The sequence below is a fragment of the Pengzhenrongella phosphoraccumulans genome, assembly GCF_045689905.1.
Taxonomy (GTDB): domain Bacteria; phylum Actinomycetota; class Actinomycetes; order Actinomycetales; family Cellulomonadaceae; genus Pengzhenrongella; species Pengzhenrongella phosphoraccumulans.
On record NZ_CP144210.1, the window covers coordinates 2,000,969 to 2,025,166 of the forward strand.

Below are 24,198 nucleotides of genomic sequence, written 5' to 3' on the forward strand. Positions count from 1 at the left end.
TCTCACGGAAGGCTGATCACAAAGGTGTGATCTTCTTTCGGGATCAGGCGAGGGCCGTGGTCACCAGCGCGCGGTAGAGGTCGGCGAGGTCGAACCCGCCGGCGAGCGCGGCCTGCGGGAGCAGGGACGTCTCGGTCATTCCCGGGGCCACGTTGACCTCGAGGAACTGGGGCGTCCCGGCAGCGTCCAGGATGAGGTCGGTCCGTGACAGGTGCCGCAGGCCGAGCGCCAGGTGCGCGGCGACCGCGACGGCGCTGACGGCGTCGGCCTCGGCGCGGGACAGCCGCGCCGGGGTGAAGTACTCGGTGCGCCCGGGGTTGTACCGCGCGTCGTAGTCGTACGGGCCGTCAGTGACGATCTCCACGGCCGGCAGCGCACGCGGGCCGTCGGCGTCCTCGATGACGCTCACGGCGAGCTCGCGTCCCTCGATCGCCTGCTCCACGAGGGCCGTGTCGTAGTACGCGAAGGCGTCGACCATCGCGCGCGGCAGGTCACCGGCTTCGCGTACCAGGGTGACCCCGAGCGCCGAGCCACCGTGCGACGGCTTGACGACCAAGGGGAGGCCGAACCTCGCCAGCAAGGACTCGAGGACCCGTCCGGCGCCGAGCTCGCGGAACAGGCTCTGCGGCAGAGTGACGAAGTCAGGGGTGGACAGGCCAGCCCGGGCCACGACCGTCTTCGCGATCGGCTTGCTCCACGCGACCCTGCTCGCGCGCGGCCCCGTCCCGAGGTAAGGCAGTCCGAGGAGCTCCAGCACGTCCCGCACGGAGCCGTCCTCGCCGGTGGTGCCGTGCAGCAACGGCCAGACCAGGTCCGGACGGGCGTCGGAGAGGGCGGGCAGCAGGTCGGCGTCAACGTCGTGCACGACCACCTCGAGGCCCGTGCTCCGCAGGGCTTCTGCGACACGCCGCCCCGACCGCAGCGACACGTCCCGTTCGTGCGACAGCCCGCCGGCGAGGACGACGACGCGCGGTGACGTGCCCGTACGCGGTGCGCGCGGCAGGGGGGTAGCGGCGGTCACAGGAGGTTCCTCACTGGCAGGGACACGGGACGGGGGAGTAGGGGCCGGGGTGGCGGTCACACCAGGTTCGGGCCGGGTTGCTGCACGTCGTCGTTCGCTCGCGCACCCGAGACGCCGAACAGCGAGACCAGCTCGCTCTCCCCGGCCACCACGCCCGCGAGGCGTCGGATGCCCTCGCGGATGCGCTCGGGGGTCGGGAAGCAGAACGACAGCCGCATGTGATCGCTCCCGGCGCCGTTGGCGTAGAACGCGGTCCCCGGGACGTAGGCGACCCGGGCCGTCACGGCACGCGGGAGCATCGCCTTCGAGTCAAGCCCGGGCGGGAGCTTCACCCAGGTGTAGAAGCCGCCGTCGGGCACGGTCCACGTGGCGTCGGGCAGGTGCTCGGCGAGCGCGCCGACCATGGCGTCGCGACGCTCGCGGTACAGCTCGCAGAAGGCCTTGATCTGGCCACGCCAGTCGCACGTCGCGAGGTAGGCCGAGATGGCCAGCTGGGACGCGTTCGAGGGGCACAGGATCGCGGACTCGCTGGCGAGGACGAGCTTCTCGCGCACGGCGTGCGGGGCGACGGCCCAGCCGATGCGGTACCCGGGCGCGAACGTCTTGGAGAACGACCCGAGGTAGACCACGCCGTCTGAGTCGAGCGACCGCATCGCGGGGATCGGGTCGCCCTCGAAGCCCAGCAGACCGTACGGGTTGTCCTCGAGGACCAGGACGCCGTACCGGCGGGCGATCTCGAGGATCTGCGGGCGGCGCTCCGCCGAGAGGGTCACCCCGGCCGGGTTGTGGAAGTTGGGCACGGTGTACAGCAGCTTCACGTGTCGCCCGGCGCGGGCGAGCCCCGCGAGGGTCTCCTCGAGCGCCGCCGGGATCAGGCCGGCCGCGTCGAGGGGGACATGGACGACGTCGGCCTGGTGCGCCCGGAACACCCCGAGGGCGCCGACGTAGCTGGGCGCCTCGGCGACGACGACGTCTCCCGGGTTGATGAAGATCCGAGTCACCAGGTCCAAGGCTTGTTGCGAGCCTGTGGTGACGACCACGTCGTCCGAGTGCGCCTCGATACCTTCGAGGGCCATGACCTCGAGGATCTGCTCGCGCAGCGTCTCGTCACCCTGGGCGGAGCCGTACTGGAGCGCGGTCGTGCCGCGGGTGGCGAGCACGCGCCGGGACATCTCCCCGAGCGCGTCGAGCGGGAGTCCTTCGAGGTACGGCATCCCGCCCGCGAGCGAGACGACCTCGGGCCGGTTGGCCACTGCGAAGAGCGCCCGGATCTCGGAGGCCTTCATGGCGTGCGCGCGATCGGCATAGGCGTGCAGCCAGGGATCGAGGCGCGTGCCGTGCGCGGGGGCCGGAGCCGCGGGTGTTTCAGCGGCGGGGGGTGGGGGCAGGACCCGGACCTGCGGAGCGGCAGCTGCGGTGGGTGGCAACGCACCCGCCCCGGACGTCTGGGGAGTCATGACCCCGAGTCTCCCACGCGCGGCACCCTCGACGGCGCAGGCTGCCACGCAATGGGCACCCCACCTGCTGCTCAAGGAGTGTGGAGCCCCATGCGAACGCACGAAGCGCCCGTCCCTGCTTCAGGGGACGGGCGCTTCCGGTGCTTCACATCAGGCCGTGGTCAGACCTGCGTGAGAGCCTTCTCGATCTCGGCGATCAGGGCCGGCTTCGGGCGGGCACCGATGATCGTGGAGACGATCTCGCCGCCCTTGACGAAGTGCATGGTCGGGATCGACACGATGCCGTAGTCCGCCGTGACCTGGGGGTTCTCATCCGTGTTGAGCTTCACGATCTTGACCTTGCCGTCGTACGTCACGGCAAGCTCGTCGAGGATCGGCGCGACCTGGCGGCACGGGCCGCACCAGGGTGCCCAGAAGTCGACGATCACGGGGAGATCCGACTCGAGGACCTCGGCGCGGTAGGTGGCGTCAGTGACGTGGATAGGGGTGCTCATCGGATTCTTCCTTCGGCAGACGGGGTAGCGAACAGGTCGTGGGGGTGGGTCAGTCGGTGAGGAAGCGCTGGGCGTCCAGGGCGGCGGCGCAGCCGGAGCCGGCGGCGGTGATGGCCTGGCGGTAGGTGTGGTCGACGGCGTCGCCGCACGCGAACACTCCCGGGAGGTTGGTTAGCGTGCTGCGGCCCTGGACCTCGATGTATCCCTCGGCGTCGAGGTCGACCTGCCCGACGACGAGCTCCGTGCGCGGGACGTGCCCGATCGCGACGAACACGCCGCCCACGGCGATCTCCCGCTCGGCGCCCGTGACGGTGTCGCGCAACGTGGCACCGGTGACCTTGGCGTCGCCGTGGATCGCCACGACCTGCGAGTTCCACGCGAAGTCGATCTTCGGGTCCGCCTGCGCGCGGTCGGCCATGATCTTCGAGGCCCGCAGCTCGTCGCGGCGCACCACCATGGTGACCTTGGACGCGAACCGGGTCAGGAACGTGGCCTCCTCCACCGCGGAGTCCCCGCCACCGACCACGAGGATCTCCTGGTTGCGGAAGAAGAACCCGTCGCACGTCGCGCACCACGACACCCCGCGCCCGGACAGGCGCTTCTCGTCGTCGATGCCCAGCTCGCGGTAGGCGGACCCGGTCGCGAGGATCACGGCGCGCGCGGAGTAGGTCTCGCCGTTGCCCGTGGTGACGGTCTTGACGTCCCCGGTCAGGTCCAGCTGGGTGGCGTCGTCGAAGACGACCTGCGCGCCGAACTTCTCGGCCTGCTTCTGCATCGACTCCATCAGCTCCGGGCCGATGATCCCGTCGGGGAAGCCGGGGAAGTTCTCCACGTCGGTCGTGTTCATCAACGCGCCGCCAGCGGTCACCGAGCCCGCGAGCACCAACGGGGCGAACCCCGCGCGCGCCGCGTACAAGGCTGCGGTGTACCCGGCCGGACCCGACCCCACGACGATCAGGTCACGAATCACGTCACGCTCGGTGGACGTCTGGTCGCTCAAGGCAAGTCCTTCAGGGGGAGAGGGTGGGAGCGGATAGCTGCACCGTCCATCAGAACGGTCTCGCTGGTGGATCTGTTCCGGTCGGGCGTCAGGAGACACTGACCTCGGCGAGCTCGAGCCGGTTGCTGCCGTCAGCGGTCTGCGGCAGGGCGGTGAACCACAGCACGAGGTTCTGGGTCTCGGTGGGTGCGGACAGGGTGAGCACGGTCGTGGGACTCAGTGTCCCCGAGGCAAGAACGGTCCCCTGCGTCGGGGTCGAGGGATCCGTGGCACGGAGCTCGACCTGCCCACCGGAGCCGTTGACCAGGAGGGTCACCGTCTTGACGGTCGCCGGGGCCTGCAACGCCACGGCGTACCCGACCCCCTTCTTCACGCCGAAGTTCGGTGCCCGGTAGGTGCGGGTCACCCAGGCGGTCGCCGGGTCGCCGTCGATCGCGAGCGGCGCTGCCTCGGGGTGCTCGTTGTTGTCGCCATCCGGCGGCGGGTCGAGCGACTGCCCCGACGCGATGGCGGGCAGGCTGCCCGGCTCCGCGCTCGGGCTCGGCTCGGCTGATGGCTCTTCGGACGGCGCGGCGCTCTCGGCGGGCGCGGTGCTCACCGTCGGCAGCGGCTCGCTGCGGGGTGAGGTGTCATCGATCGGGGCCGTCAGGGCCTTAAAGGCGAGGAACAGTCCGATGATGACCGCGCCGGCGACGATGGCCAGCACGAGTCGGGTCGGGTCGAACCGCGTGGTCGACATGGCCTCGCGTGCCGCGATGAGCTCCTCGAAACCGCGTGCCGGGTGATCCGGGCCGGCCATCGTGGGCAACGAGGGGGGGAACGTCGCGGAGGGTCCTGGCGTGGGGCGCGGCGGCACCGGCAGCGCCACCTGACCGGCCGGCGCGGCCGACCGCGGGGCCATCGACGTCGTCGGCGGAAAGGACGGGGCCGCGGCGGAGAACGGCGCCGCGGTGGCCGCGGTGGCCGCAGTGGCCGCCACCGCGGTGGTCGCCGCAGTGGCGGATGCCTTAGCTTCGGCCGCTGCCTTCGCCTTGGCCTCGGCGGCCTCGTTCGTCTTCCGTTCGGCCTCGAGCCGCGCTGCGGTCTGGGCAGCGGCGACCTTCGCTGCCGCTGCCTCCTCGGCTGCTGCGGCGTCCGTCGCGGCCGCACGGGCCGCCACGGCCAGCGCTGCCGCGGCCGCCGCCGCACTCGCTGCCGTCGCAGCACCCGAACCGACACCGGCCACGGCGCCGAACTCGCTCGTGCGCGCGGGAGCCGCCGGGGGAGGCGTCGACGGGCGTGCGGCGGTGCCCGGGGGCTGGTCGGCGAAGGCTGAACGGACGGACTGGCGGTGCACGGTCGGCGGCGCCGTCGGGGCCTCGACGGGAAGGGGGAAGGCACGCGTCGGCGGGCTCGTCGGGGCGAGCGGCGCCACCGCGGTCGACGTCGGATCCCAGCTCGGCTCGTTGGCGGCCGCGAGCAGGTCGACGCCGCGGATGTTGCCCCACGGCTCGAGCTCGAGGATGAGCTCCGCGGGGCTGTGCGGACCGTCGTCGTTCGGGCCGAGGGTCACCGCGCAGAGGGTGTCGAGGTCGTTGGGTATGCCGGCGACCAGCTCGGAGGGCGCGACGGGACGGCCCTCGAGGAGCGGGGCCGCCGGCAGCTTCGCGCCGCCGGCACGGTCGGCGTCATTCGCCGACCCGGGCCACCGGCCCGTCAGGGCGGCGTAGAGCAGCGCGACGAGCCCGACGGTGTCGGCACGCGTCGTCGAGCGCGCGTCGCCGAGACCCTGGCCCAGGAGGGCGGCGTCGACGGCGAGGCCGGTGATCAGGACGCGGTCGTCCGTCGTGAGGTGGAGCGCGGACGGACGCAGCGTGAGGTGGTGCACCCCACGCCGTCGGGCGGCCTCGAGGGCCGCGGCCGCCTCACCGATGACGGCGCGCGCCTGGTCGGCCGGGAGCGGCCCCCGCGAGACGAGCTGGGCGAGCGACGGACCCGTGACGGGCTCGGTGATCATGTACGCGAGGCCCTCGTGGTCGCCGACGTCGAGCACGCGGACGAGCCGGGGATCGGCGACGAGCGCGGCGCGGCGCGCGGCGTCGACCGCCTGCGGCACGTGGCCCTCGGTCAGGATCGCCAGTCGAACGGGTCGGTCGAGGATCTGGTCGTTCGCGTCCCAGGCGGTGACTCCCGTGACGTCCGAGGCGGTCGGGCGGATCGCCCGGTACCGACCGGCCACCAGGGTGCCTTGTCCGACGACGCCGTCCACAGGGCCTCCCCCTCGCTCGTCACGCGCGACCGCGTGGTTGTTGGGTACCGACCATGGGCCGGTGCGGCCATGCTACGCGGAGCGGCCAAGGCGTCGGAGCAGCGGGCGCCGCAGCTCGTCGAGCTCGCGCACGCGCACGATCTGGAGGAGTCCGACCCAGACCCCGGTCATGGCCGCGTCGTCGGGCGTCGTGCCGGTTACGTGGGGTCCTTCGGTGGGCCGGGGTTCTCGGCGATCTCCACGAGCTCGGCGGGGCTCGCGCCGCGGGTCTTGGTCTGCCCCCGTCGGATCGTGCGCACGATCCCGAACAGGAAGCCGAGGCCGAGCAGGCCTGCCACGACTGCGGTGCCGATGTTCTCCCAGTCGGCCCGCACCCGCACGACGAACGACGTGGGCTCGGTGATCGCAGCCCCGCCGGGCGCGAGCAGCGTGACCGCCACACGCACGTCCCCGCTGCCGACCGCGTGGAACGGGATGCGGGCCTGCAGCTCGGACCGAGCGGGCACGACCACCGTCTCCGGAGCGTCGACCACGAGCACGCGGCTCGCGGGCTCGAGCAAGATCTGAACCGTCACGTCCTGGTCGAGCGCGTTGCTGAGCCCGATCGGGAGGGTGCCGGACTGGGAGATGAGGTTGAGTCCGCTGCCCGCCACCACGGTCACCCCGCTCGCGCGCGCGGTGAGGTCGCTCACGACCCCCTGCACGACGTCGGCCCGCCCGCTCGCGTCCGCGCGCCAGGCCACCGCGAGCGGGGCGAGCACCGACGCATCCGCGCCCGCCGTGAGGGTCGTGGGGGTGGCCACGACGGCGGCGAACGTCGTGAGGTCGGCGCGGGCGGTCCGCATCGCGTTGATCGCTGTCGGGCTGAGCTCGACGTCGCTCCTCGACCGCTCGGGCAGGTCGGTCCGCTCGACCAGCGGGTCGGCCGTGCCGATGAGGGCGGACAGGGGAGTCAGGGCGACCCACGGCGCGTAGGTGAGCGCCGCGAGCTGGGCCCGGGCCACCAGCACGTCGGGTGACCAACCGCGCCGGGGAGCGATGAGCACGTGCCGCGGATCGTTCGGTCGTTCGCGGGCGATGATCGCGGTCTCGGCGAGCACGCGCTGGGCAGCGGTGGCCGGGGTGGTGGGGTTGGCCGGCGACTCCGCGGGACCGGAGGGGTTGGTGAAGAGGTCCGTGAGCGGGGGATCGGCGATCAGCGCGCTGACATCCTGCGTGGGGGTCGGGACGGTGGCGCGACCCGTCGGGGTGTAGTTGAGGTCCCCGGCGGCGAGACCGTCGCCACCGACCATGACCGCGCGCGCGCCGTTCTGGGCCGCGAGGGCCACGGTCTGGAGATCGGGGACGTCGTCGGCGGGCCAGGCGAGGTCGGTGCGTGGCGGCGTGTCGAGCACCGGGAGCGGGGCCGCGGCTGAGGCCGCCGTCGCGGCGGCAGCGAGATCGGCGGCGTCCGCATGGGCAAGCGCGGCGAGGTCCGGGTCGAGCGCGGGCAGCGTGAACACGTCTCGTCCGGCCGCCGCCCGGTTGAGCCCGGCGGCGAGGGCCACGGCCTGCGTGGCGGTGGTGGAGCCGGTCGACGACTTGAGGTCCGTCGCTGTCTCCGGGGGGAGGGCGGCGGTGGAGAGTGACGAGAGGAGCGCGGGGTCGACCGCCCAGGCGACCTCGGGCCGGTCCCGCGTGACGTCGAGCAGGTCGGCGAGCCGATCGAGGGTCTTCGCGGGCGGGATCGCTGCGTTCGACGCGGCCGCGCCGTCGACGCCGGCACCGGTCAGGGGGACGGCGACGCTCACCCGGACGGATGTCTCGGGCTCGGCGGGAAGCCACAGCACGAACGTTCGGGCCAGGCCGACGCGGGAACCGCCATCGGTCGCCTCGACCGAGATCCCGCGTGGTCCCCAGGCGGCGGACGCGCGGGAGAGCCCGAGGTCGCCGGCCGGGACGAGGAACTCGACGTCGGCCTGCGCGCCGGGGGCGAGCGGGGCGTCGAGAGCGACGGTCGCGACCGGGTTGCCGGCCGTGTCGGTCGGCCCGAACGCCGTCCACTCGGCCAGCGCGCTGCGCGTCGAGATCAGGAACCGACGCACCCTCAGGACAGCGCGCGGCTCGGCGATCTCCGTGTCTGACCGGTTGTGGAGCACGGCGTGCACGAGGAGCTGCCCGTCGGGGCGGAGCACCTGGGGCGTCACGGCCGTGACGCTCACCTCGACCGGGAGCTCGCGGGACGCCGAGTCCGACGGGGACGGGGTTGCGGCGTGCACGTCGGCCTGGGCGGGGAGCGTGCCCACGGCGGCTCCGGTGAACAAGATCCCCGCGGCGAGCGCGCCGGCCAGCAGGCGACCGGCGACGAAGCGACCATGCAGCAAGCGACCGCGCAGCGATCGAGGACGCGGGCGGGTCGTACGGCGGGACGGTGCGCTCATGCCCCGTTGACGAGCACCACGTGCGCCGCCTCCGCGAGCCGTCGCTCGTTGGGATAGGCGAGCCGGTGCGGGAGGTCGGTCAGTGCCACCCACTCCGCGAGCTCCGCCTCGCCGTCGGGGTCGCCGTCGACCGTGAGCGTCCCGCCGAGCGCATCGAGCAGGAAGTGATGGACCACCTTGTGCACGCGGCGGTCGTCGCCCGTGAACCAGTAGTCGACGATGCCGAGCCTGCGCACGATCTCGCCCTGGATGCCGGTCTCTTCCGCGATCTCGCGGACGGCTGCCTCTTCGGGGGTCTCGTTGCCCTCGAGGTGGCCCTTGGGCAGGCACCACTCGAGCCGACCGGCGCGGTTGCGTCGCGCGATCACCGCCGCAAGGTGAACTCCCTGCACGACCGAGACGATCAGCCCGCCCGCAGAAGTCTCGTCGACGACCGGCAGGCTGGGCGGCACCGCGCGCGCCACCGAGGGGTCGATGCGGAGCGCATGGCCGCCCGGAGGCGCCGGCACGCCCGGTGGGCGTGGTTGCGGCGCGACGCTGGACATGCCGCCACTGTAACTACCCCACACGCTGACCTCGGGCATCTCTGCTCCATCGGGCTGACGTCGCGGGGTCGTCCGGCGTCCGTCGCCCGGACATCTGACGGTGCTAGCGAGGCCGGCCAGGGGCTGCTCGCGCCCGCCCGCGCGGGGATCTGGCAGGCTAGGACGCCGTGCCCCTGACCGAGAACTCTGCCGAGAACGCACCGACTGCTGTTCCGGGTGCCGCTGCCGCCCCCTCGGCCCTCCTGGACCTGCAGCGCGCAGCGCTCGAGCGGCTCGCTGAGCTGGCGCCGGCGGCGATCGAGCTCGGCGAGGTCTTCGCTGCCGCCGGCCACGAGCTGGCGCTGGTCGGGGGACCGGTGCGCGACGCGTTCCTGGGCCGGGTGAGCGCGGACCTCGACTTCACGACGTCGGCCACCCCGGACGAGACCCAGGCGCTGCTCGCGCGCTGGGGCGACACGCACTGGGACATCGGCAAGGCGTTCGGCACGATCGGGGCCGGCCGCCGTCGGGGCGGCGAGGACGTCGTCGTCGAGGTCACGACCTACCGGACCGACGAGTACGACCCGTCGTCGCGCAAGCCCGAGGTCGTCTTCGGCAAGACGCTCGAGGGCGACCTGTCGCGGCGTGACTTCACGGTCAACGCGATGGCGGTGCGCCTGCCGGGACTGACCTTCGTGGACCCGTTCGACGGGCTCAGTGACCTCGCGGGCCGAACGCTGCGCACTCCGGTGGCAGCCCGGCAGTCGTTCGACGACGACCCGTTGCGCATGATGCGGGCCGCGCGATTCGTCGCGCAGCTCGGCTTCACGCTCGATCCGCAGGCGCGCGCGGCGATCGAGGAGATGGCCGAGCGGATCTCGATCGTCTCGGCCGAGCGCGTGCGCGACGAGCTCGTCAAGCTGATGATCTCGTCCGGGCCGCGGCGCGGGCTCGAGGTCCTGGTGGACACCGGCCTCGCCGATCACATGCTCCCCGAGCTGCCCGCGCTCCGGCTCGAGATCGACGAGCACCATCGGCACAAGGACGTCTACCAGCACTCACTCACGGTGCTCGAGCAGGCGATCGACCTGGAGACCGGGCCGACCGGCGCCGTGCCCGGCCCCGACCTCGTGCTGCGGCTGGCGGCGTTGCTGCACGACGTCGGCAAGCCGGCCACGCGGCGGTTCGAGGAGAACGGTGGCGTGAGCTTTCACCACCACGAGGTCGTCGGCGCGAAGCTGATCTCCCGTCGGCTCAAGGCGTTGCGGTTCGACAAGGACACGGTCAAGGCCGTCTCGCGGCTCACCGAGCTGCACCTGCGTTTCCACGGGTACGGCGAGGGTGGCTGGACCGACTCGGCCGTGCGCCGCTACGTCACGGACGCCGGCCCGCTGCTCGAGCGGCTGCACCGCCTGACCCGCTCGGACTCCACGACCCGCAACAAACGCAAGGCCGACCGGCTCTCGGCGGCGTACGACGCACTCGAGGCGCGGATCGCCGTCCTGCGCGAGCACGAGGAGCTCGCCGCGCTGCGCCCCTCGCTCGACGGAGGCCAGATCATGGCGGTCCTCGGGATCGAGCCGGGCCCGGAGGTGGGCAAGGCGTACAAGTACCTCATGGAGCTCCGCCTGGACCGCGGCCCGCTCCCCGCTGACGAGGCGGAAGCGGCCCTGCGCGCGTGGTGGGCCGCGCAGTAGGCGTCACCACGGTGAGTTCGCTGGTCTGGCGCGGATTCGCTGGTCTGGACCGGCGAACTCGGGACGTAGCGGCGAACTCAGGCCCGGATCCCGCGGGGTGACACCGCGCGGTATACCAACGCGGCCGTCAGGTAGGCGGCGGCCAGGAGCGCGAACAGCGGTTTCGAGTAGCCCGTGTCCGGCAGGACCAGCGCGGCCAGCGCCGCCGCACCGACGAACGCGGCGTTGTACAGGACGTCGTACAGCGCGAACGCCCGGCCCCGGAAGGCGTCGTCGGTGTCCCGTTGCACGATCGTGTCCACGGCGATCTTCGCGCCCTGCGCCGCCAGGGCCAGGGCGACCGCCGCGGCGAGCAGCGCCCACCGGGAGATGGTCACCGTCAGCAGGAGCTGGCTGACCGCCGCGAGCACGAGGCAGGCCACGATCCACGCGTGCGGACCCGTGCGGGGGCTGAGCACGGGCGTGAGCAGCGCCGCCAGCACGAACCCGACCGCGGACGCCGCGAGCACCGTGCCGAACGTCCGCAGCCCGGCGGCGTTGTCGGTGGGGTCCTCGAGCAGGTTGCGCGAGATGAGGATGCTCGCGATGAACACGACGCCGTACAGGAACCGGTGCGTGGCCATCACCTCCAGCGCGTGCGCGGGCGTGCGGCGCTCGCGCAGGTGGCGCGCGCCGGCGACCAGGCCGCGCGCGAGCATCTGCAGGGCGGCGCGGGTCTGGGCGGCGTCGGCCCGGCGATCGGGTCCGAGCAGGTCGCGCCCCATCCGGGTCGCGAGCGCGGAGGCCGTGGCGAACACCAGAGCCGCGACCGCAAGCACCGTCGCGTCCTTGCTCCGGCCGGGCTCGAGCATGAGGCCGAGCACGAACCCGATGCCGGCGCCCACCCCGGCTGCCGCGGCCCCGAGCGTCGGGGTCAGCGAGTTGGCGGTGAGGAGCAGCGGACCCTCGACCACGCGCGGGAGCGACGCCGACAGCGCCGCGAGCAGGAACCGGTTGATCGACAGGTCGACGAGCGCGAGCACGTAGACCAGGGGGCCGACGCCGCTCCTCAGCAGCAGCACCGCGATCGTCAGCGTGATCGCGACGCGGACCAGGTTGCCGCCGAAGAGCACCTGGCGGCGGCGCCACCGGTCCAGCAGCACGCCCGCCCAGGGGCCCACCACGGTGAACGGCAGCAGCAGGACCGCGAACGCCGCGGCCACATCGGTCGCCGTGCTGGCTTTCTCGGGGGAGAAGAAGAACAGGGTCGCGAGCCCGACCTGGAACATCCCGTCCCCGGTCTGGCTGACCAGCCGCACCGCGAACAGCTTGCGGAAGTCGGGCAGGCGCAGGAGCTGCCTGAGTTCAGCGATCACCTGCACGCCGGTCAGCGTAGTCGGCACCACCACCGTGCCCGACGGCGATCGACCGGTAGCGTTCTGGCCGTCGCCGGGACCCCGGCGACGGTGCGGACGAAGACAGGGACTGACCCGATGAGCGACGACGCGACTGGTGCCGCGACTGGTGCCGACCGGACGCGACTCACCCACGTCGACGCACGGGGTGCGGCCCGGATGGTCGACGTGAGCGCGAAGTCCGTCACGGTCCGCAGCGCGACCGCGAGCGGCTTCGTGTCCACGACCCCGGCGGTGATCGCCCTCCTGCGCGGGGAGGGGATGCCGAAGGGGGACGCGCTCGCCGTCGCGCGGATCGCGGGGATCCAGGCGGCCAAGCGCACGCCGGACCTGGTGCCGCTGTGCCACCCGATCGCGATCCACGGGGTCACGGTTGACCTCGAGGTCACCGACGACGGCGTCTCGATCGTCGCCACCGTGCGCACGGCGGACCGCACCGGGGTCGAGATGGAGGCGCTGACCTGCGTCGCCGTGGCCGGCCTCGCGCTCATCGACATGGTCAAGGCCGTCGATCGGGGCGCCACGATCACCGCCGTGCGGGTCGAGGAGAAGACCGGCGGGCGCAGCGGGACGTGGCGCCGGGCCGGGTAGTCGCCGTCGTCCCCCCGGCTTGCCGGCGAGGGCAGCACGAAGCCCCCGGCACCTGGGTGCCGGGGGCTTCGTCGTGCGTGGAGCAGGGAGTCAGAGGTGACTAGCGCTCGTTGTCGCCGCGGATGAAGGCCTCGAGGGCTTCGCGGCCCTTGATGTCTTCCATCTGCACGGGCGGGGACTTCATGAAGTACGTCGCGGCCGAGAGGATCGGTCCACCGATGCCCCGGTCCTTGGCGATCTTCGCGGCGCGGACGGCGTCGATGATGATGCCGGCCGAGTTGGGCGAGTCCCAGACCTCGAGCTTGTACTCGAGGCTCAACGGGACCTCGCCGAACGCGCGACCCTCGAGGCGGACGAACGCGATCTTGCGGTCGTCGAGCCACGGGACGTAGTCCGACGGGCCGATGTGGATGTTGCGCGGCGCGAGCTCGTGGTCGAGGTTCGACGTGACCGACTGCGTCTTGGAGATCTTCTTCGACTCGAGGCGCGTGCGCTCCAGCATGTTCTTGAAGTCCATGTTGCCGCCGACGTTCAGCTGGTACGTGCGGTCCAGCACGACGCCGCGGTCCTCGAACAGTCGGGCCAGGACGCGGTGCGTGATGGTCGCGCCGACCTGGGACTTGATGTCGTCACCGACGATCGGCACGCCGGCAGCCTCGAACTTGGCAGCCCACTCGGGGTCGGACGCGATGAAGACGGGCAGGGCGTTGACGAACGCGACCTTCGCGTCGATCGCGCACTGGGCGTAGTACTTCGCGGCCTTCTCCGAACCGACGGGGAGGTAGCAGACCAGGACGTCGACGCGGGCTTCCTTGAGCGCGGCGACGATGTCGACCGGAGCTGCGTCGGACTCTTCGATGGTGTCCTTGTAGTACGTGCCCAGACCGTCGAGCGTGTGGCCGCGCTGGACCGTGACACCCAGCGGCGGGACGTCGGCGAACTTGATGGTGTTGTTCTCGCTGGCGCCGATGGCCTCGGACAGGTCGAAGCCGACCTTCTTGGCATCGACGTCGAATGCGGCGACGAACTCCAGGCTGGAGACGTGGTAGTCACCGAACTGCACGTGCATGAGTCCGGGCACGGTGCTGCTCGGGTCAGCGTCCGCGTAGAAGTGCACGCCCTGGATCAGTGATGACGCGCAGTTGCCGACGCCGATGATGGCGACGCGGATGGAGGTCATCCTCGCTCCTTCGGTTCAGTGCCGGGACGCGGGACGTCGCCGGCGGGATTGACCTCGGTCGGGTGACCGAGGTCGGTAGGACTGGCGCGGCGGGTGCCACGCTCGTTGTCGATGAGGTCGTCGAGCCAGCGGACCTCTCGCTCCACGCCTTCGAGCCCGTGACGCTGCAGCTCGAGGGTGTAGTCGTCCATGCGCTCGCGAGCGCGGTTGAACGACAGGCGGACCGTCTCCAGTCGCTCGGTGAGCCGGCTGCGCCGACCCTCGAGAATCCGCAGGCGGGTCTCGGCGTCGGTCTGCGCGAAGAACGCGAACCGGACGTCGAAGTTCTCGTCTTCCCACGCGGCCGGGCCCGAGGAGGCCAGGATCTCGTGGAAGTGTTCTTTGCCCTCGGCCGTGAGCTGGTACACGATCCGGGCGCGCTTGCCCGACAGGGCACGCGGCGGGGCGTCGGAGGAGTCGGTGCCGATGATCCAGCCGCGAACGACCAGGGACTTCAGGCACGGGTAGAGCGAGCCGTAGGACAGGGCTCGGAACGAGCCGAGGACCAGGTTGAGCCGCTTGCGCAGCTCGTAGCCGTGCAGCGGTGACTCGTCGAGCAGACCGAGGATGGCCGGCTCGAGAACGTCTGAACGTCCGCGCACTTGCGGTCCCTCCCCTGCTCGTGGGTAGTGTCGATCACTGGCCTGTTGGCCTCGATGTATCGAATGGATACATCGAGAGAGTATGACGAATCGTCACTTCCGGCAACTGGCGCCGACCAGCTCCCAGCCTTCACTCGGGTACCTCCCGCATACTGGTCGCGCAACGGGCACGTCGGCGCCAGGTCGCCGCTGCTCATTTGCGGACCAGATCGTCAGCGGGAAGGCAGGACGTGGCAAGCGCGAATCAGCAGGGTCGGTCAGCGGGAGCGTCTCCGGCGCGAGGTCGGGGCACCGCCTCGTCGTCGGGCAAGGGCTCGCGCAACGGTCGGCTCATCGACTACCCCCGCGCGGGCAAGACGGGCGTCCGCCACTGGCTGCCGTCCTGGCGACTCGTGCTCGGAGTCGTGATCACCGCGGGGTTCCTGCTGCTCGGTCTGGTCGTTGCGGCGTACGCGTCGACGACCATCCCGAAGGCGAGCGAGTTCGCCCAGGCGCAGACGACGACCGTCTACTACGCGAACAACGCCGACGGCAGCCAGGGCGCCGTCATGGGGACGTTCGCGGAGCAGAAGCGGGAGATCATCGACGCCACCACCTTGCCCCCGTTCGTCGGCCACGCCGTCGTCGCCTCGGAGGACAGCAGCTTCTACGAGAACTCTGGTGTCGATCCCGTGGGGATCGCGCGGGCGCTCGTGAACAACGTCAAGGGCGGCGCGACGCAGGGCGCCTCGACCATCACGCAGCAGTACGTCGAGCGCTACTACAACGGCAAGACGACGTCGGACTACGTCGGCAAGTTCAAGGAAGCCCTGCTCGCGGTGAAGATCAGCCAGAGCGAGGACAAGGACGTGGTGCTGGGCAACTACCTCAACACCATCTACTTCGGCCGCGGCACCTACGGGATCCAGGCGGCCTCGAAGGCCTACTTCGGTGTCGAGGCCAAGGATCTGACCGTCTCCCAGGGCGCGCTCCTGGCGGGGATCATCCCGTCGCCGTCGAACTGGGACCCGAAGGTCAACCCCGAGAAGGCGCAGCAGCGCTGGGAGCGGGTGCTCGACCGGATGGTGCTCGGGGGCTGGCTGACCGCGGAAGAACGTACCGCCCAGGTCTTCCCCGAGACGATCGAGCCCACGACCTCGCAGACCTTCGCCGGCCCGCAGGGGTACCTGCTCGCGATGGTCCGCAACGAGCTCGTCAAGAAGGCCTCGCTCACGGAGGACCAGATCAACAGGGTGGGGCTCAAGGTCGTCACGACGATCGAGCAGCCGCTGCAGGCCTCGGCGGAGGCGGCGGTGACGAGCCTGCGGGACGGCACCCTGGCGGGCGAGGCGCCGAATCCGGCCATGCGCGTCGGGATCACGTCCATCGACCCGGCCGACGGCGCGATCGTGGCGCTCTACGGTGGACCGGACTACATCGCCTCGGCGCAGAACGCCGCGACGCAGGACAGGGCCCAGGCCGGGTCCACGTTCAAGCCCTTCGCGCTCGTCGCGGGGCTCGAGAACGGCGTGAGCCTGAGCGACACCTTCAGCGGGCACAGCCCCATGAAGGTCGACGGGTGGGACGCGGCCAAGCCGACGGTGCGCAACTTCGGTCCGGGCGGCGGTGAGAGCTTCGGCACGATCGACCTCGTCAAGGCGACGGCCCAGTCGGTGAACACCGTCTACGCCCAGCTCAACGTCCAGGTGGGTCCGGAGAAGACGGCCGAGGTCGCCCACCGGGCGGGTGTCGCGACCGACATCGTCAATGTTCCGTCGAACGTGCTGGGCAGCGACGCGGTCCACCCGCTCGAGATGGCGAACGCCTACGCCACGTTCGCGGCGCAGGGGTACCACTCGACCCCGTTCATCGTCCGGGAGGCGTCCTACCTCAAGGACGGCACGGTCGCCTATCAGGGCGCCGGCACACGCGAGCAGGTCTTCGCCCCGGAGGTCATGGCCGACGCCACCTACGCGATGACCCAGGTCGTCGAGACGGGGTCGGGCAAGAAGTGGGTCAAGCCGCTCAAGCGGCCGATCGCAGGCAAGACGGGCACGTCGTCGGACGTCAAGTCGGCCTGGTTCATCGGCTTCACGCCGCAGATCGCGACCGCGGTGGCGTTCTACCAGCCCACCGCGGACGGCAAGGGCGAGGACTCGATCGGCGGGTTCGGCGGGGTCAGCGAGATCACCGGTGGTACCTGGCCGGCCAAGCTCTGGGCCGCGTACATGAAGCCGGTGTTCGAGCAGCCGAAGTACTCCGCAGTGGTGGAGTTCCCGGCCCGGTCGAACGTGAACAAGAAGAAGGCGACCTCGACGGCGACGTCGACCCCGACGGCCGATCCGGTGCCGACCGAGACGCCGTCGGCCGCCCCGACCGAGGCGAAGGTCCCGGCCGGGCTGGTCGGGATGGCGCGGGCCGACGCCGAGGCCGCGATCATCAACGCCGGCCTCCAGCCCGGGGTGACCGAGGCGGTCGATGCCACGGTGCCGAAGGGGCGCGTGATCAGCGCGTCCCCGGCCGCAGGTGCCTCGGTGGTTCCCGGCTCGACGGTCGCGATCCTCATCTCGCTGGGGCCGACGGTCGCGCCGGCGCCGACACCAGCGGCGGCCGCGCCGGCTCCCTAGAACCACCCTTTGTCCACAGCCGCGCCCTCGGAGGTCTGCGAGGGCGCGGGTAACCGGTATCGTGGTGGGCTGCTGTGCCTACCAGACCTCGTCGCCTATCGACGCAGGCCCGGGTGCAGTGACGTAAAGCCCTCCTGTCACGGAGAGACCGTGACCGCAAAGTCCACAGGAGGTGGGTAACCGCATGCGTCAGTACGAACTCATGATCATCCTCGACCCCGAGGTCGAGGAGCGCACAGTCGCACCATCGCTCGACAAGTACCTCTCGGTCATCAAGACCAGCGGCGGCACCGTCGACAAGGTCGACATCTGGGGTCGTCGCCGGTTGGCGTACGACATCCTGAAGAAGTCCGAAGGCATCTACGCGGTCGTGGATTTCACGGCCACCTCAGATACCGCCAAGGAGCTTGACCGCCAGCTCGGCCTGAACGAGGTCGTCCTGCGTACCAAGGTCATGCGCGCCGACGCCTGACGGCATCGTTCGCGCAATCTGACTCAAGAGACGACAACGAGGAGCTGGCATGGCTGGTGAGACCGTCATCACGGTGATCGGGAACCTGACTGGGGACCCGGAGCTGCGCTTCACCCCGTCGGGTGCGGCCGTGGCGAACTTCACCGTGGCCTCCACACCGCGGCAGTTCGACCGCCAGAGCAACGAGTTCAAGGACGGCGACACGCTGTTCATGCGTTGCTCGATCTGGCGTGAGGCTGCTGAGAACGTGGCCGAGTCCCTCACCAAGGGCACTCGGGTCATCGCGTCCGGTCGGCTGGTCCAGCGCTCCTACGAAACCCGCGAGGGGGAGAAGCGCACGGTGGTCGAGCTGCAGGTCGACGAGATCGGCCCGTCGCTTCGCTACGCCAGCGCCAAGGTCACCCGCGCCCAGCGCAGTGGTGGCGGCGGCGGTGGCGGTTTCGGCGGCGGCGGAAATGGCGGCGGCGGCAACGGCGGCGGCAACAGTGGTGGCGGGGGGTTCGGCGGCGGCGGCTCACACAGCGGCGGCCAGCAGGACGACCCGTGGGCCACGTCGGGCCCCGGCGGCGCCTCGTCAGGTGGGTCGTCCTCGGACGAACCGCCGTTCTGACCTGAGCTTCTCGTTCCTCTCGTTCTCTAGGTCTACCGGGCGCCGAGCCCGTTCACTACCCATCCCGGGCATGGCAACGCCCCGGGCTCCCAAACACAAGGAGCCCCACGATGGCCAAGGCCGTTGTTCGCAAGCCCAAGAAGAAGCTGAACCCGCTCAAAGCGGCGAAGATCACCGTGATCGACTACAAGGACACTGCGCTGCTGCGCAAGTTCATCTCCGACCGCGGAAAGATCCGCGCTCGTCGGGTGACCGGCGTGACCGTCCAGGAACAGCGCGCGATCGCGCGTGCCGTCAAGAACGCCCGCGAGATGGCGCTCCTGCCGTACTCGTCGTCCGCACGCTGAGAAGGAGGTTGAACTCATGGCAAAGATCATCCTGACCCACGAGGTCACCGGTCTCGGTGCCCCCGGCGACGTCGTCGACGTGAAGGACGGGTACGCCCGGAACTTCCTCGTCCCCGCGGCCTGGCTCACGCCTGGACCAAGGGTGCCGAGAAGCAGATCACGTCGATCCGCAAGGCCCGCAAGGCCCGTGAGATCGAGTCGCTCGACGACGCGAAGGCCATTCGGGACTCGCTGCAGTCGAAGACTGTCAACGTGACCGCCAAGGCCGGAAACGGCGGGCGCCTCTTCGGTGCCGTCACTACGTCCGAGATCGCCGACGCCGTCAAGGCGGCCGGTGGCCCCTCGGTCGACAAGCGCAAGGTCGAGGTCGGTCAGCCGATCAAGGCCCTGGGCGACTACACGGTCACGGTGCGCCTCCACCCCGAGGTCACCGCCACCATCGCTGTCACGGTCGTCGCCGCGGTCTGACGGGTAACCGTCTGACTCGAAGACCCCGGTCGCGCAAGCGCCGGTCAGCACGTCCACAGGACCCGGTCCCCTCGGGGGGACCGGGTCCTGCTGCGTCCGCCCGCTTCCGCACACGCCGTCGAGCACTAACCGGCGCGTCCGCGCGCGCCGAACCCCGAGAATTGGTCCCTTTCAACGAGCACACGCAGCCATTTCTCGGGGTTCGCGGAGCTGGTCGCCGAGGCGGGGTCTGATCTGGGGCGTATGGGCGTACGGCTGGGGGTGGGTTCGGGCTGTCAGGTGCCCGTGACCATCCACGTCGTGGTGCGGGCTCTCAGGCCTGTGGTCAGCGCTCGCGAGAACATGAAGACGCCGGCGAAGGCGGCCCAGAGCCAGGCGAGGCCCGGCGCGCCGTCGGGCGCCCAGGCCCGGACCGTGAGGGCGACCGGGGCGTACACGGCGAGCGTGAGCATCCCCGTCGCGGCCAGGTACCGGCCGTCGCCGGCGCCGATCAGGACGCCGTCGAGCACGAAGACCCAGCCCGCCATCGGCAGGAAGACGGCGACCACGACGAGCGAGGTCGCGACTGCGATCCGCACGTCCGGGTCGGCGGTGAACAGCGGGGCGAGCCACCAGCCGCTCGCGGCGACCACGACCCCGAGCACGCCGCCCGCGCCGACCCCCCAGGTCAACGTGCGGCGCAGCACGGCGCGGGTCTGCGCGACGTCGGCGGCGCCGAGCGAGTACCCGACGAGGGCCTGGGCGGCGATCGCCAGGGCGTCGAGGGCGAACGCCATGAGGTGCCAGATGGAGGTGACGACCTGATGGCCGGCCAGTGCGACCTGCCCGAGCCCGGCCGCGACGAAGACCGTCAGGAGGATCGCGAGCCGCAGCGAGAGGGTCCGGACGAACAGCGGCGCGCCGGCCCGCGCGCCCGCCCAGATCCCCCGGACGCCCGGACGCAGCGCGGCGCCCCGCTCCCGGGCCCCCCGCACGACGACGACCGTGAGCACCGCCGCCATGCCGAGCTGCGCGAGGGCGGTGCCGAGGCCCGAGCCGGCGATGCCCACGCCCAGGCCGTAGACGAGAGTGAGGTTGAGCGCCGCGTTCACGACCGCGCCGCCGGCGGCCACCCACAGCGGTGTGCGGGTGTCCTGCAGGCCACGCAGGGCGCCCGTGGCGGCGAGCACCACGAGCATGCCCGGCAGGCCCGGCGCGGACCACCGCAGGTACGACACGGCATAGGTGGCCACGTCCGGGGTTGCCCCGAGGGCGGTCACGGCCCACGGGGCGCCGAGCCAGGCGACCGCGGCGAGGACGACCCCGAGCCCGGCGGCCAGCCACATCCCGTCCACGCCGAGGGTCAGGGCACCACGCGGATCACCGGCCCCGATCCGCCGCGAGACCGCCGCGGTGGTGGCGTACGCGAGGAAGACGCACAGCCCGACGAGCGTGATCAGGACGGTCGAGGCGAGCGACAGGCCCGCGAGCTGGGAGGTGCCCAGGTGACCCACGATGGCGGAGTCGGCGAGGACGAACAGGGGTTCGGCGATGAGGGCGCCCAGGGCCGGAACGGCCAGAGCCAGGATGCGCGCATCCAGTGCACGGAGTTCCTGTCCACGCCTTGGATCGGCGAACACGGATCTCCTGTCCACAACCTGGGGAGGGCGTCGGGGCCGCTCACGCCGGGTATCGGTCGGCGAAGTAGTACTTGTGCACAGGCTTGTCCACTACCTGTGCACAGCCGTCCGCGGGACTGTCCACAAGTTGCGCACAGCCACGCCCACAGGACGCTTTGTGGTCGGACCCGCAGGAGCCTAACCTCGCGTAGGCGCAGATCCCGAACGTACGGAGTGTGGGTCGGGAGTCGAATGTCCGACCCCCCTGGTAGTACTCGTGTACGACGAAGCAGGACGAACTAGGGGTGGCCAGTGTCGATCGACGAGCTCGAGCAGGGGTATTCGACCGGACCCTCGCGCCCCAGCTTCGACCGCACCCCTCCGCAGGACATCGCGGCCGAGCAGAGCGTGCTCGGCGGGATGATGATCTCGAAGGACGCGATCGCCGACGTCGTCGAGCAGCTGCGCGGCACCGACTTCTACCGTCCGGCGCACGAGGCGGTCTACGACGCGATCCTCGACCTGTACGGCCGGGGGGAGCCCGCCGACGCGGTGACGGTCTCGGCCGAGCTGACCAAGCGCGGCGAGATGACGCGGATCGGCGGCGCGCCGTACCTGCACACGCTCATCTCGATGGTGCCGACCGCGGCGAACGCGGGCTACTACGCCAAGATCGTCCGGGAGCGCGCCGTGCTGCGCCGGCTCGTCGAGGCGGGCACGCGCATCGTGCAGCTCGGGTACGCGACCGAGGGTGGCGACGTCGACGAGATCGTCAACAACGCGCAGGCCGAGGTGTACGCGGTCACCGAGCAGCGGTCGTCGGAGGACTACCTGCGCCTGGGCGACGTGATCGGCGGCACGGTCGACGAGATCGAGGCGGCGGGTCACCGCGGGGACGGCATGGTCGGCGTGCCGACCGGGTTCGCCGATCTCGACCGGTTGACCAACGGCCTGCATCCCGGCCAGATGATCGTGCTGGCAGCGCGGCCCGCCATCGGTAAGTCGACGATGGGTCTGGACATCGCGCGGTCGGCGTCCATCAAGCACGGGATGGCGTCGGTGATCTTCTCGCTCGAGATGAGCCGCAACGAGATCACGATGCGACTGCTGTCCGCGGAAGGCAGCATCCCGCTGCAGAAGATGCGCAACGGCACCATGGGTGATGTGGAGTGGCAGAAGCTCGCCGCGACGATGGGCCGGATCTCCGAGGCGCCGCTGTTCATCGATGACTCGCCCAACATGTCCCTCATGGAGATCCGGGCGAAGTGTCGCCGGCTCAAGCAGAAGCACGACCTCAAGCTCGTGATCATCGACTACCTGCAGCTGATGAGCTCCGGCAAGCGCGTCGAGTCGCGCCAGCAGGAGGTCTCGGAGTTCTCCCGCGCGCTCAAGCTGCTCGCCAAGGAGCTCGAGGTACCCGTGATCGCGATCAGCCAGCTGAACCGTGGCGCCGAGCAGCGCACGGACAAGAAGCCCGCGATGAGCGACCTGCGTGAGTCCGGGAGCATCGAGCAAGACGCCGACATCGTGATGCTGCTGCACCGCGAGGACGCCTACGAACGCGAATCCCCCCGAGCAGGAGAGGCCGACCTGATCGTGGCCAAGCACCGAAACGGACCGACCGACGTCATCACCGTGGCCTTCCAGGGCCACATGTCGCGCTTCGTCGACATGCAGAGCAACGGATGATCCGCAGCCAGGTCGCGGGCCTGTACTTCCGCGTGAGCCGCTGGAAGCTGCGGCTCGAACCGCTGCCCCCCGAGGGGGTGGGGCTCCTCATTGGCGCCCCGCACACGTCCAACTGGGACTTCATCCTCATGCTGGCCATCACGTGGCGTGCGGGGATCTCGGCGAAGTTCCTGGGCAAGCACACGCTCTTCCAGGGGCCGTTCGCGTGGCTCATGCGCGCGCTCGGCGGCATCCCGGTCGACCGGACCAACCCCCGCGGCCTGGTCGAGGACATCATCGGTCGGGTCAAGGCGGGCGAGCACTTCTACCTCGTCGTGACGCCCGAGGGCACGCGCAGCAAGGTGAAGTTCTGGAAGTCGGGCTTCTACCGGATCGCGATCGACACCGGGCTGCCCGTCACGCTGGGCTACGTCGACCGCACCACCATGACGACCGGGCTCGGCCCGACGATTCACCTCACCGGGGATGTGCGCGCCGACATGGATCGCGTCCGGGAGTTCTACGCCGACAAGGCCGGGTTCAAGCCCGAGCTGCGGACTGAGCCGCGCCTGCCGCACGAGGACTCCCGCCCCCGGATGGAATGAGGCCTCAGTCCTCCGCGCCGCCGAACAGCGTCGCGAAGTGGCCGCTGAACAGGTCGGCGCCCTTGAGGGCGCTCGTCTCGCTCGGTCCGAGGATGCGCCGCGTCCCGTCGGCATCGATGACCTGCGACGCGCCGCCGTGGGGCCCAAGGGGGAGCACGATGCGCTCGGCCGCGGCCGTGTAGGTGGCCGACGGCGCGCGCCCCGCGATCAGGTCCCGGATGTTGGTGGCGACGACGGCCGCGTGCGCCTGCGCGGCGGAGGCGCGTTTGGTCTCCGGGACGTCCGTGATGTCACCGACCGCGAACACCCGGTCGAAGCCCTGCACGCTCAGGTGCGGCGTGACCTCGAGCTCGCCGTTCCAGCGGCGCGCGGCCCGGAGCTCGGCGCCGAGGTAGCCGGTGACGGGCAGGTTGCCGTAGCAGCGGAACCAGATCTGGGCCTCGACGGTCCGGCCCGCGAGGGTCTGCACCGAGAACGGCGCGAGCACCCCGACGTCCTTGGGTGGCAGCGAGCCGAGCGGCGACCCCAGCTCGAACACGACGCCGCGCTCCTCGAGCTGGGAGCGGATCGACGCGCGCAGCTCGGGGGAGTAGTCGCCCGTAGTCAGGACGTCGTCGGCCTGGTCGACGAGGGTGATCCCGAGCGACGGGAACGCCGCGAGGAGCTCCCCGGCGAGCTCGAGCCCGACGGGGCCGGCCCCGACCAGCAGAGCCCGGTCGGCCCGCTTGAGCGCCTCTCTCAGCCGGGCCAGGCGCGCCCGGGCGACCCAGGCGTCGGACTCGACGAACTTGGCCGGGAACGGGTACGCGGTCCCGGTCGCCAGGACCAGGTAGTCCGCCTCGATCGACCGGTCCGCGGCGAACAGCACCCGGGTCGGGTGCACCAGCAGGGCGTGCTCGTGGATCACGCGGCCGCGGGCGAGCAGGCGGTCGTAGGGGAAGAAGATCCTGTCCTCCCAGGACGCGTCGACGGCCGCGCGCAACGCGCCCACGGCGTGCACGAAGGCGTCCTTCGGCTCCACGAGGACGACGTCGGCCACGTCGTCCAGCGCGGTCGCGACCGCCACCCCGCCGTACCCGCCGCCGACCACGACGACTGTGGGCATGCCCATTGCTCGACCTCCACGTCCGCGATCGTGAGGGTCCATCGTCACACCC

The 24,198-nt window shown here is 71.2% G+C and carries 20 protein-coding genes and 1 pseudogene; 9 read left to right on the plus strand and 12 right to left on the minus strand.

All coding sequences use genetic code 11. The annotated features are described in order from the left end of the window. Nucleotides 1–43 precede the first annotated feature (43 nt). From VTA80_RS09290 to VTA80_RS09320, 7 genes are all read right to left on the minus strand, one after another. Nucleotides 44–1,021: a D-alanine--D-alanine ligase gene (locus VTA80_RS09290; RefSeq protein WP_407345157.1), complete on the minus strand. Its 978-nt coding sequence runs from the start codon at nt 1,019–1,021 to the stop codon at nt 44–46. A gap of 56 nt (nt 1,022–1,077) precedes the next feature. Further along, nucleotides 1,078–2,478 carry a PLP-dependent aminotransferase family protein gene (locus VTA80_RS09295; protein ID WP_407345159.1) on the minus strand — a complete coding sequence of 467 codons (1,401 nt, stop codon included), beginning with the start codon at nt 2,476–2,478 and terminating at the stop codon, nt 1,078–1,080. 161 nt (nt 2,479–2,639) lie between these two features. Further along, complete coding sequence (gene trxA / locus VTA80_RS09300) at nt 2,640–2,972, minus strand: thioredoxin (RefSeq protein ID WP_407345161.1); 333 nt, start codon at nt 2,970–2,972, stop codon at nt 2,640–2,642. A gap of 49 nt (nt 2,973–3,021) precedes the next feature. Next, nucleotides 3,022–3,972 carry a thioredoxin-disulfide reductase gene (gene trxB / locus VTA80_RS09305; RefSeq protein WP_407345163.1) on the minus strand — a complete coding sequence of 317 codons (951 nt, stop codon included), beginning with the start codon at nt 3,970–3,972 and terminating at the stop codon, nt 3,022–3,024. A gap of 88 nt (nt 3,973–4,060) precedes the next feature. After that, complete coding sequence (locus tag VTA80_RS09310; protein WP_407345165.1) at nt 4,061–6,220, minus strand: hypothetical protein; 2,160 nt, start codon at nt 6,218–6,220, stop codon at nt 4,061–4,063. A gap of 197 nt (nt 6,221–6,417) precedes the next feature. Next, entirely contained in the window at nt 6,418–8,640 is a 2,223-nt protein-coding gene (locus tag VTA80_RS09315; protein WP_407345167.1) for a DUF6049 family protein, read from the minus strand. Beyond that, on the minus strand, nt 8,637–9,185 hold the full coding sequence (locus VTA80_RS09320; protein ID WP_407345169.1) for an NUDIX hydrolase: 549 nt from the start codon (nt 9,183–9,185) through the stop codon (nt 8,637–8,639). Before VTA80_RS09320 ends, VTA80_RS09315 begins: the two co-directional genes overlap by 4 nt. A gap of 167 nt (nt 9,186–9,352) precedes the next feature. On the opposite strand from VTA80_RS09320, the gene VTA80_RS09325 reads away from it, so the two are divergent. Further along, complete coding sequence (locus tag VTA80_RS09325; RefSeq protein ID WP_407345171.1) at nt 9,353–10,861, plus strand: CCA tRNA nucleotidyltransferase; 1,509 nt, start codon at nt 9,353–9,355, stop codon at nt 10,859–10,861. A gap of 77 nt (nt 10,862–10,938) precedes the next feature. On the opposite strand, the gene VTA80_RS09330 is transcribed toward VTA80_RS09325, so the two are convergent. Continuing rightward, nucleotides 10,939–12,222 carry an MFS transporter gene (locus VTA80_RS09330; protein ID WP_407345173.1) on the minus strand — a complete coding sequence of 428 codons (1,284 nt, stop codon included), beginning with the start codon at nt 12,220–12,222 and terminating at the stop codon, nt 10,939–10,941. A 111-nt stretch (nt 12,223–12,333) separates the two neighbouring features. Between VTA80_RS09330 and moaC the strand changes: the two genes are divergently transcribed. Further along, nucleotides 12,334–12,846, plus strand: coding sequence for a cyclic pyranopterin monophosphate synthase MoaC (moaC, locus tag VTA80_RS09335; RefSeq protein WP_407345174.1), 513 nt, complete (start codon nt 12,334–12,336; stop codon nt 12,844–12,846). A 100-nt stretch (nt 12,847–12,946) separates the two neighbouring features. Here the strand turns inward: moaC and VTA80_RS09340 are convergent, their stop codons facing one another. Beyond that, a complete protein-coding gene (locus VTA80_RS09340) occupies nt 12,947–14,026 on the minus strand; it encodes an inositol-3-phosphate synthase (RefSeq protein ID WP_407345176.1) in 1,080 nt (359 codons plus the stop codon). Further along, nucleotides 14,023–14,667, minus strand: a complete 645-nt coding sequence (locus tag VTA80_RS09345) for a PadR family transcriptional regulator (protein WP_407345178.1) — start codon at nt 14,665–14,667, stop codon at nt 14,023–14,025. The genes VTA80_RS09340 and VTA80_RS09345 overlap by 4 nt, the downstream gene beginning before the upstream one ends. 230 nt (nt 14,668–14,897) lie before the next feature. Here VTA80_RS09345 and VTA80_RS09350 point away from each other — a divergent pair, with 230 nt between their 5' ends. From VTA80_RS09350 to rplI, 5 genes and pseudogenes are all read left to right on the plus strand, one after another. Then, nucleotides 14,898–17,273 carry a transglycosylase domain-containing protein gene (locus VTA80_RS09350; protein ID WP_407345180.1) on the plus strand — a complete coding sequence of 792 codons (2,376 nt, stop codon included), beginning with the start codon at nt 14,898–14,900 and terminating at the stop codon, nt 17,271–17,273. A 184-nt stretch (nt 17,274–17,457) separates the two neighbouring features. Further along, entirely contained in the window at nt 17,458–17,745 is a 288-nt protein-coding gene (gene rpsF / locus VTA80_RS09355; RefSeq protein ID WP_407345182.1) for a 30S ribosomal protein S6, read from the plus strand. 49 nt (nt 17,746–17,794) lie between these two features. Next, complete coding sequence (locus VTA80_RS09360) at nt 17,795–18,355, plus strand: single-stranded DNA-binding protein (RefSeq protein WP_407345184.1); 561 nt, start codon at nt 17,795–17,797, stop codon at nt 18,353–18,355. Nucleotides 18,356–18,465: 110 nt separating this feature from the next. Then, on the plus strand, nt 18,466–18,702 hold the full coding sequence (gene rpsR / locus VTA80_RS09365) for a 30S ribosomal protein S18 (protein ID WP_130102542.1): 237 nt from the start codon (nt 18,466–18,468) through the stop codon (nt 18,700–18,702). Between the two features lie 16 nt (nt 18,703–18,718). Beyond that, nucleotides 18,719–19,170 (plus strand): annotated as a pseudogene (gene rplI / locus VTA80_RS09370) (50S ribosomal protein L9). Nucleotides 19,171–19,445: 275 nt separating this feature from the next. Here rplI and VTA80_RS09375 read toward each other — a convergent pair. Then, the gene (locus tag VTA80_RS09375; protein ID WP_407345186.1) at nt 19,446–20,789 is read right to left on the minus strand and encodes an MATE family efflux transporter; all 1,344 of its coding nucleotides are present in this window, start codon (nt 20,787–20,789) and stop codon (nt 19,446–19,448) included. 291 nt (nt 20,790–21,080) lie between these two features. Here VTA80_RS09375 and dnaB point away from each other — a divergent pair, with 291 nt between their 5' ends. Together dnaB and VTA80_RS09385 are read left to right on the plus strand one after the other, a co-directional pair. After that, complete coding sequence (gene dnaB, locus VTA80_RS09380; RefSeq protein ID WP_407345188.1) at nt 21,081–22,457, plus strand: replicative DNA helicase; 1,377 nt, start codon at nt 21,081–21,083, stop codon at nt 22,455–22,457. Then, nucleotides 22,454–23,041, plus strand: a complete 588-nt coding sequence (locus VTA80_RS09385) for a 1-acyl-sn-glycerol-3-phosphate acyltransferase (RefSeq protein ID WP_407345190.1) — start codon at nt 22,454–22,456, stop codon at nt 23,039–23,041. The genes dnaB and VTA80_RS09385 overlap by 4 nt, the downstream gene beginning before the upstream one ends. A gap of 4 nt (nt 23,042–23,045) precedes the next feature. Here the strand turns inward: VTA80_RS09385 and VTA80_RS09390 are convergent, their stop codons facing one another. Beyond that, nucleotides 23,046–24,152 (minus strand): FAD-dependent oxidoreductase, encoded by a 1,107-nt coding sequence (locus tag VTA80_RS09390; RefSeq protein WP_407345192.1) that lies wholly within the window; start codon nt 24,150–24,152, stop codon nt 23,046–23,048. Nucleotides 24,153–24,198: the final 46 nt, after the last annotated feature.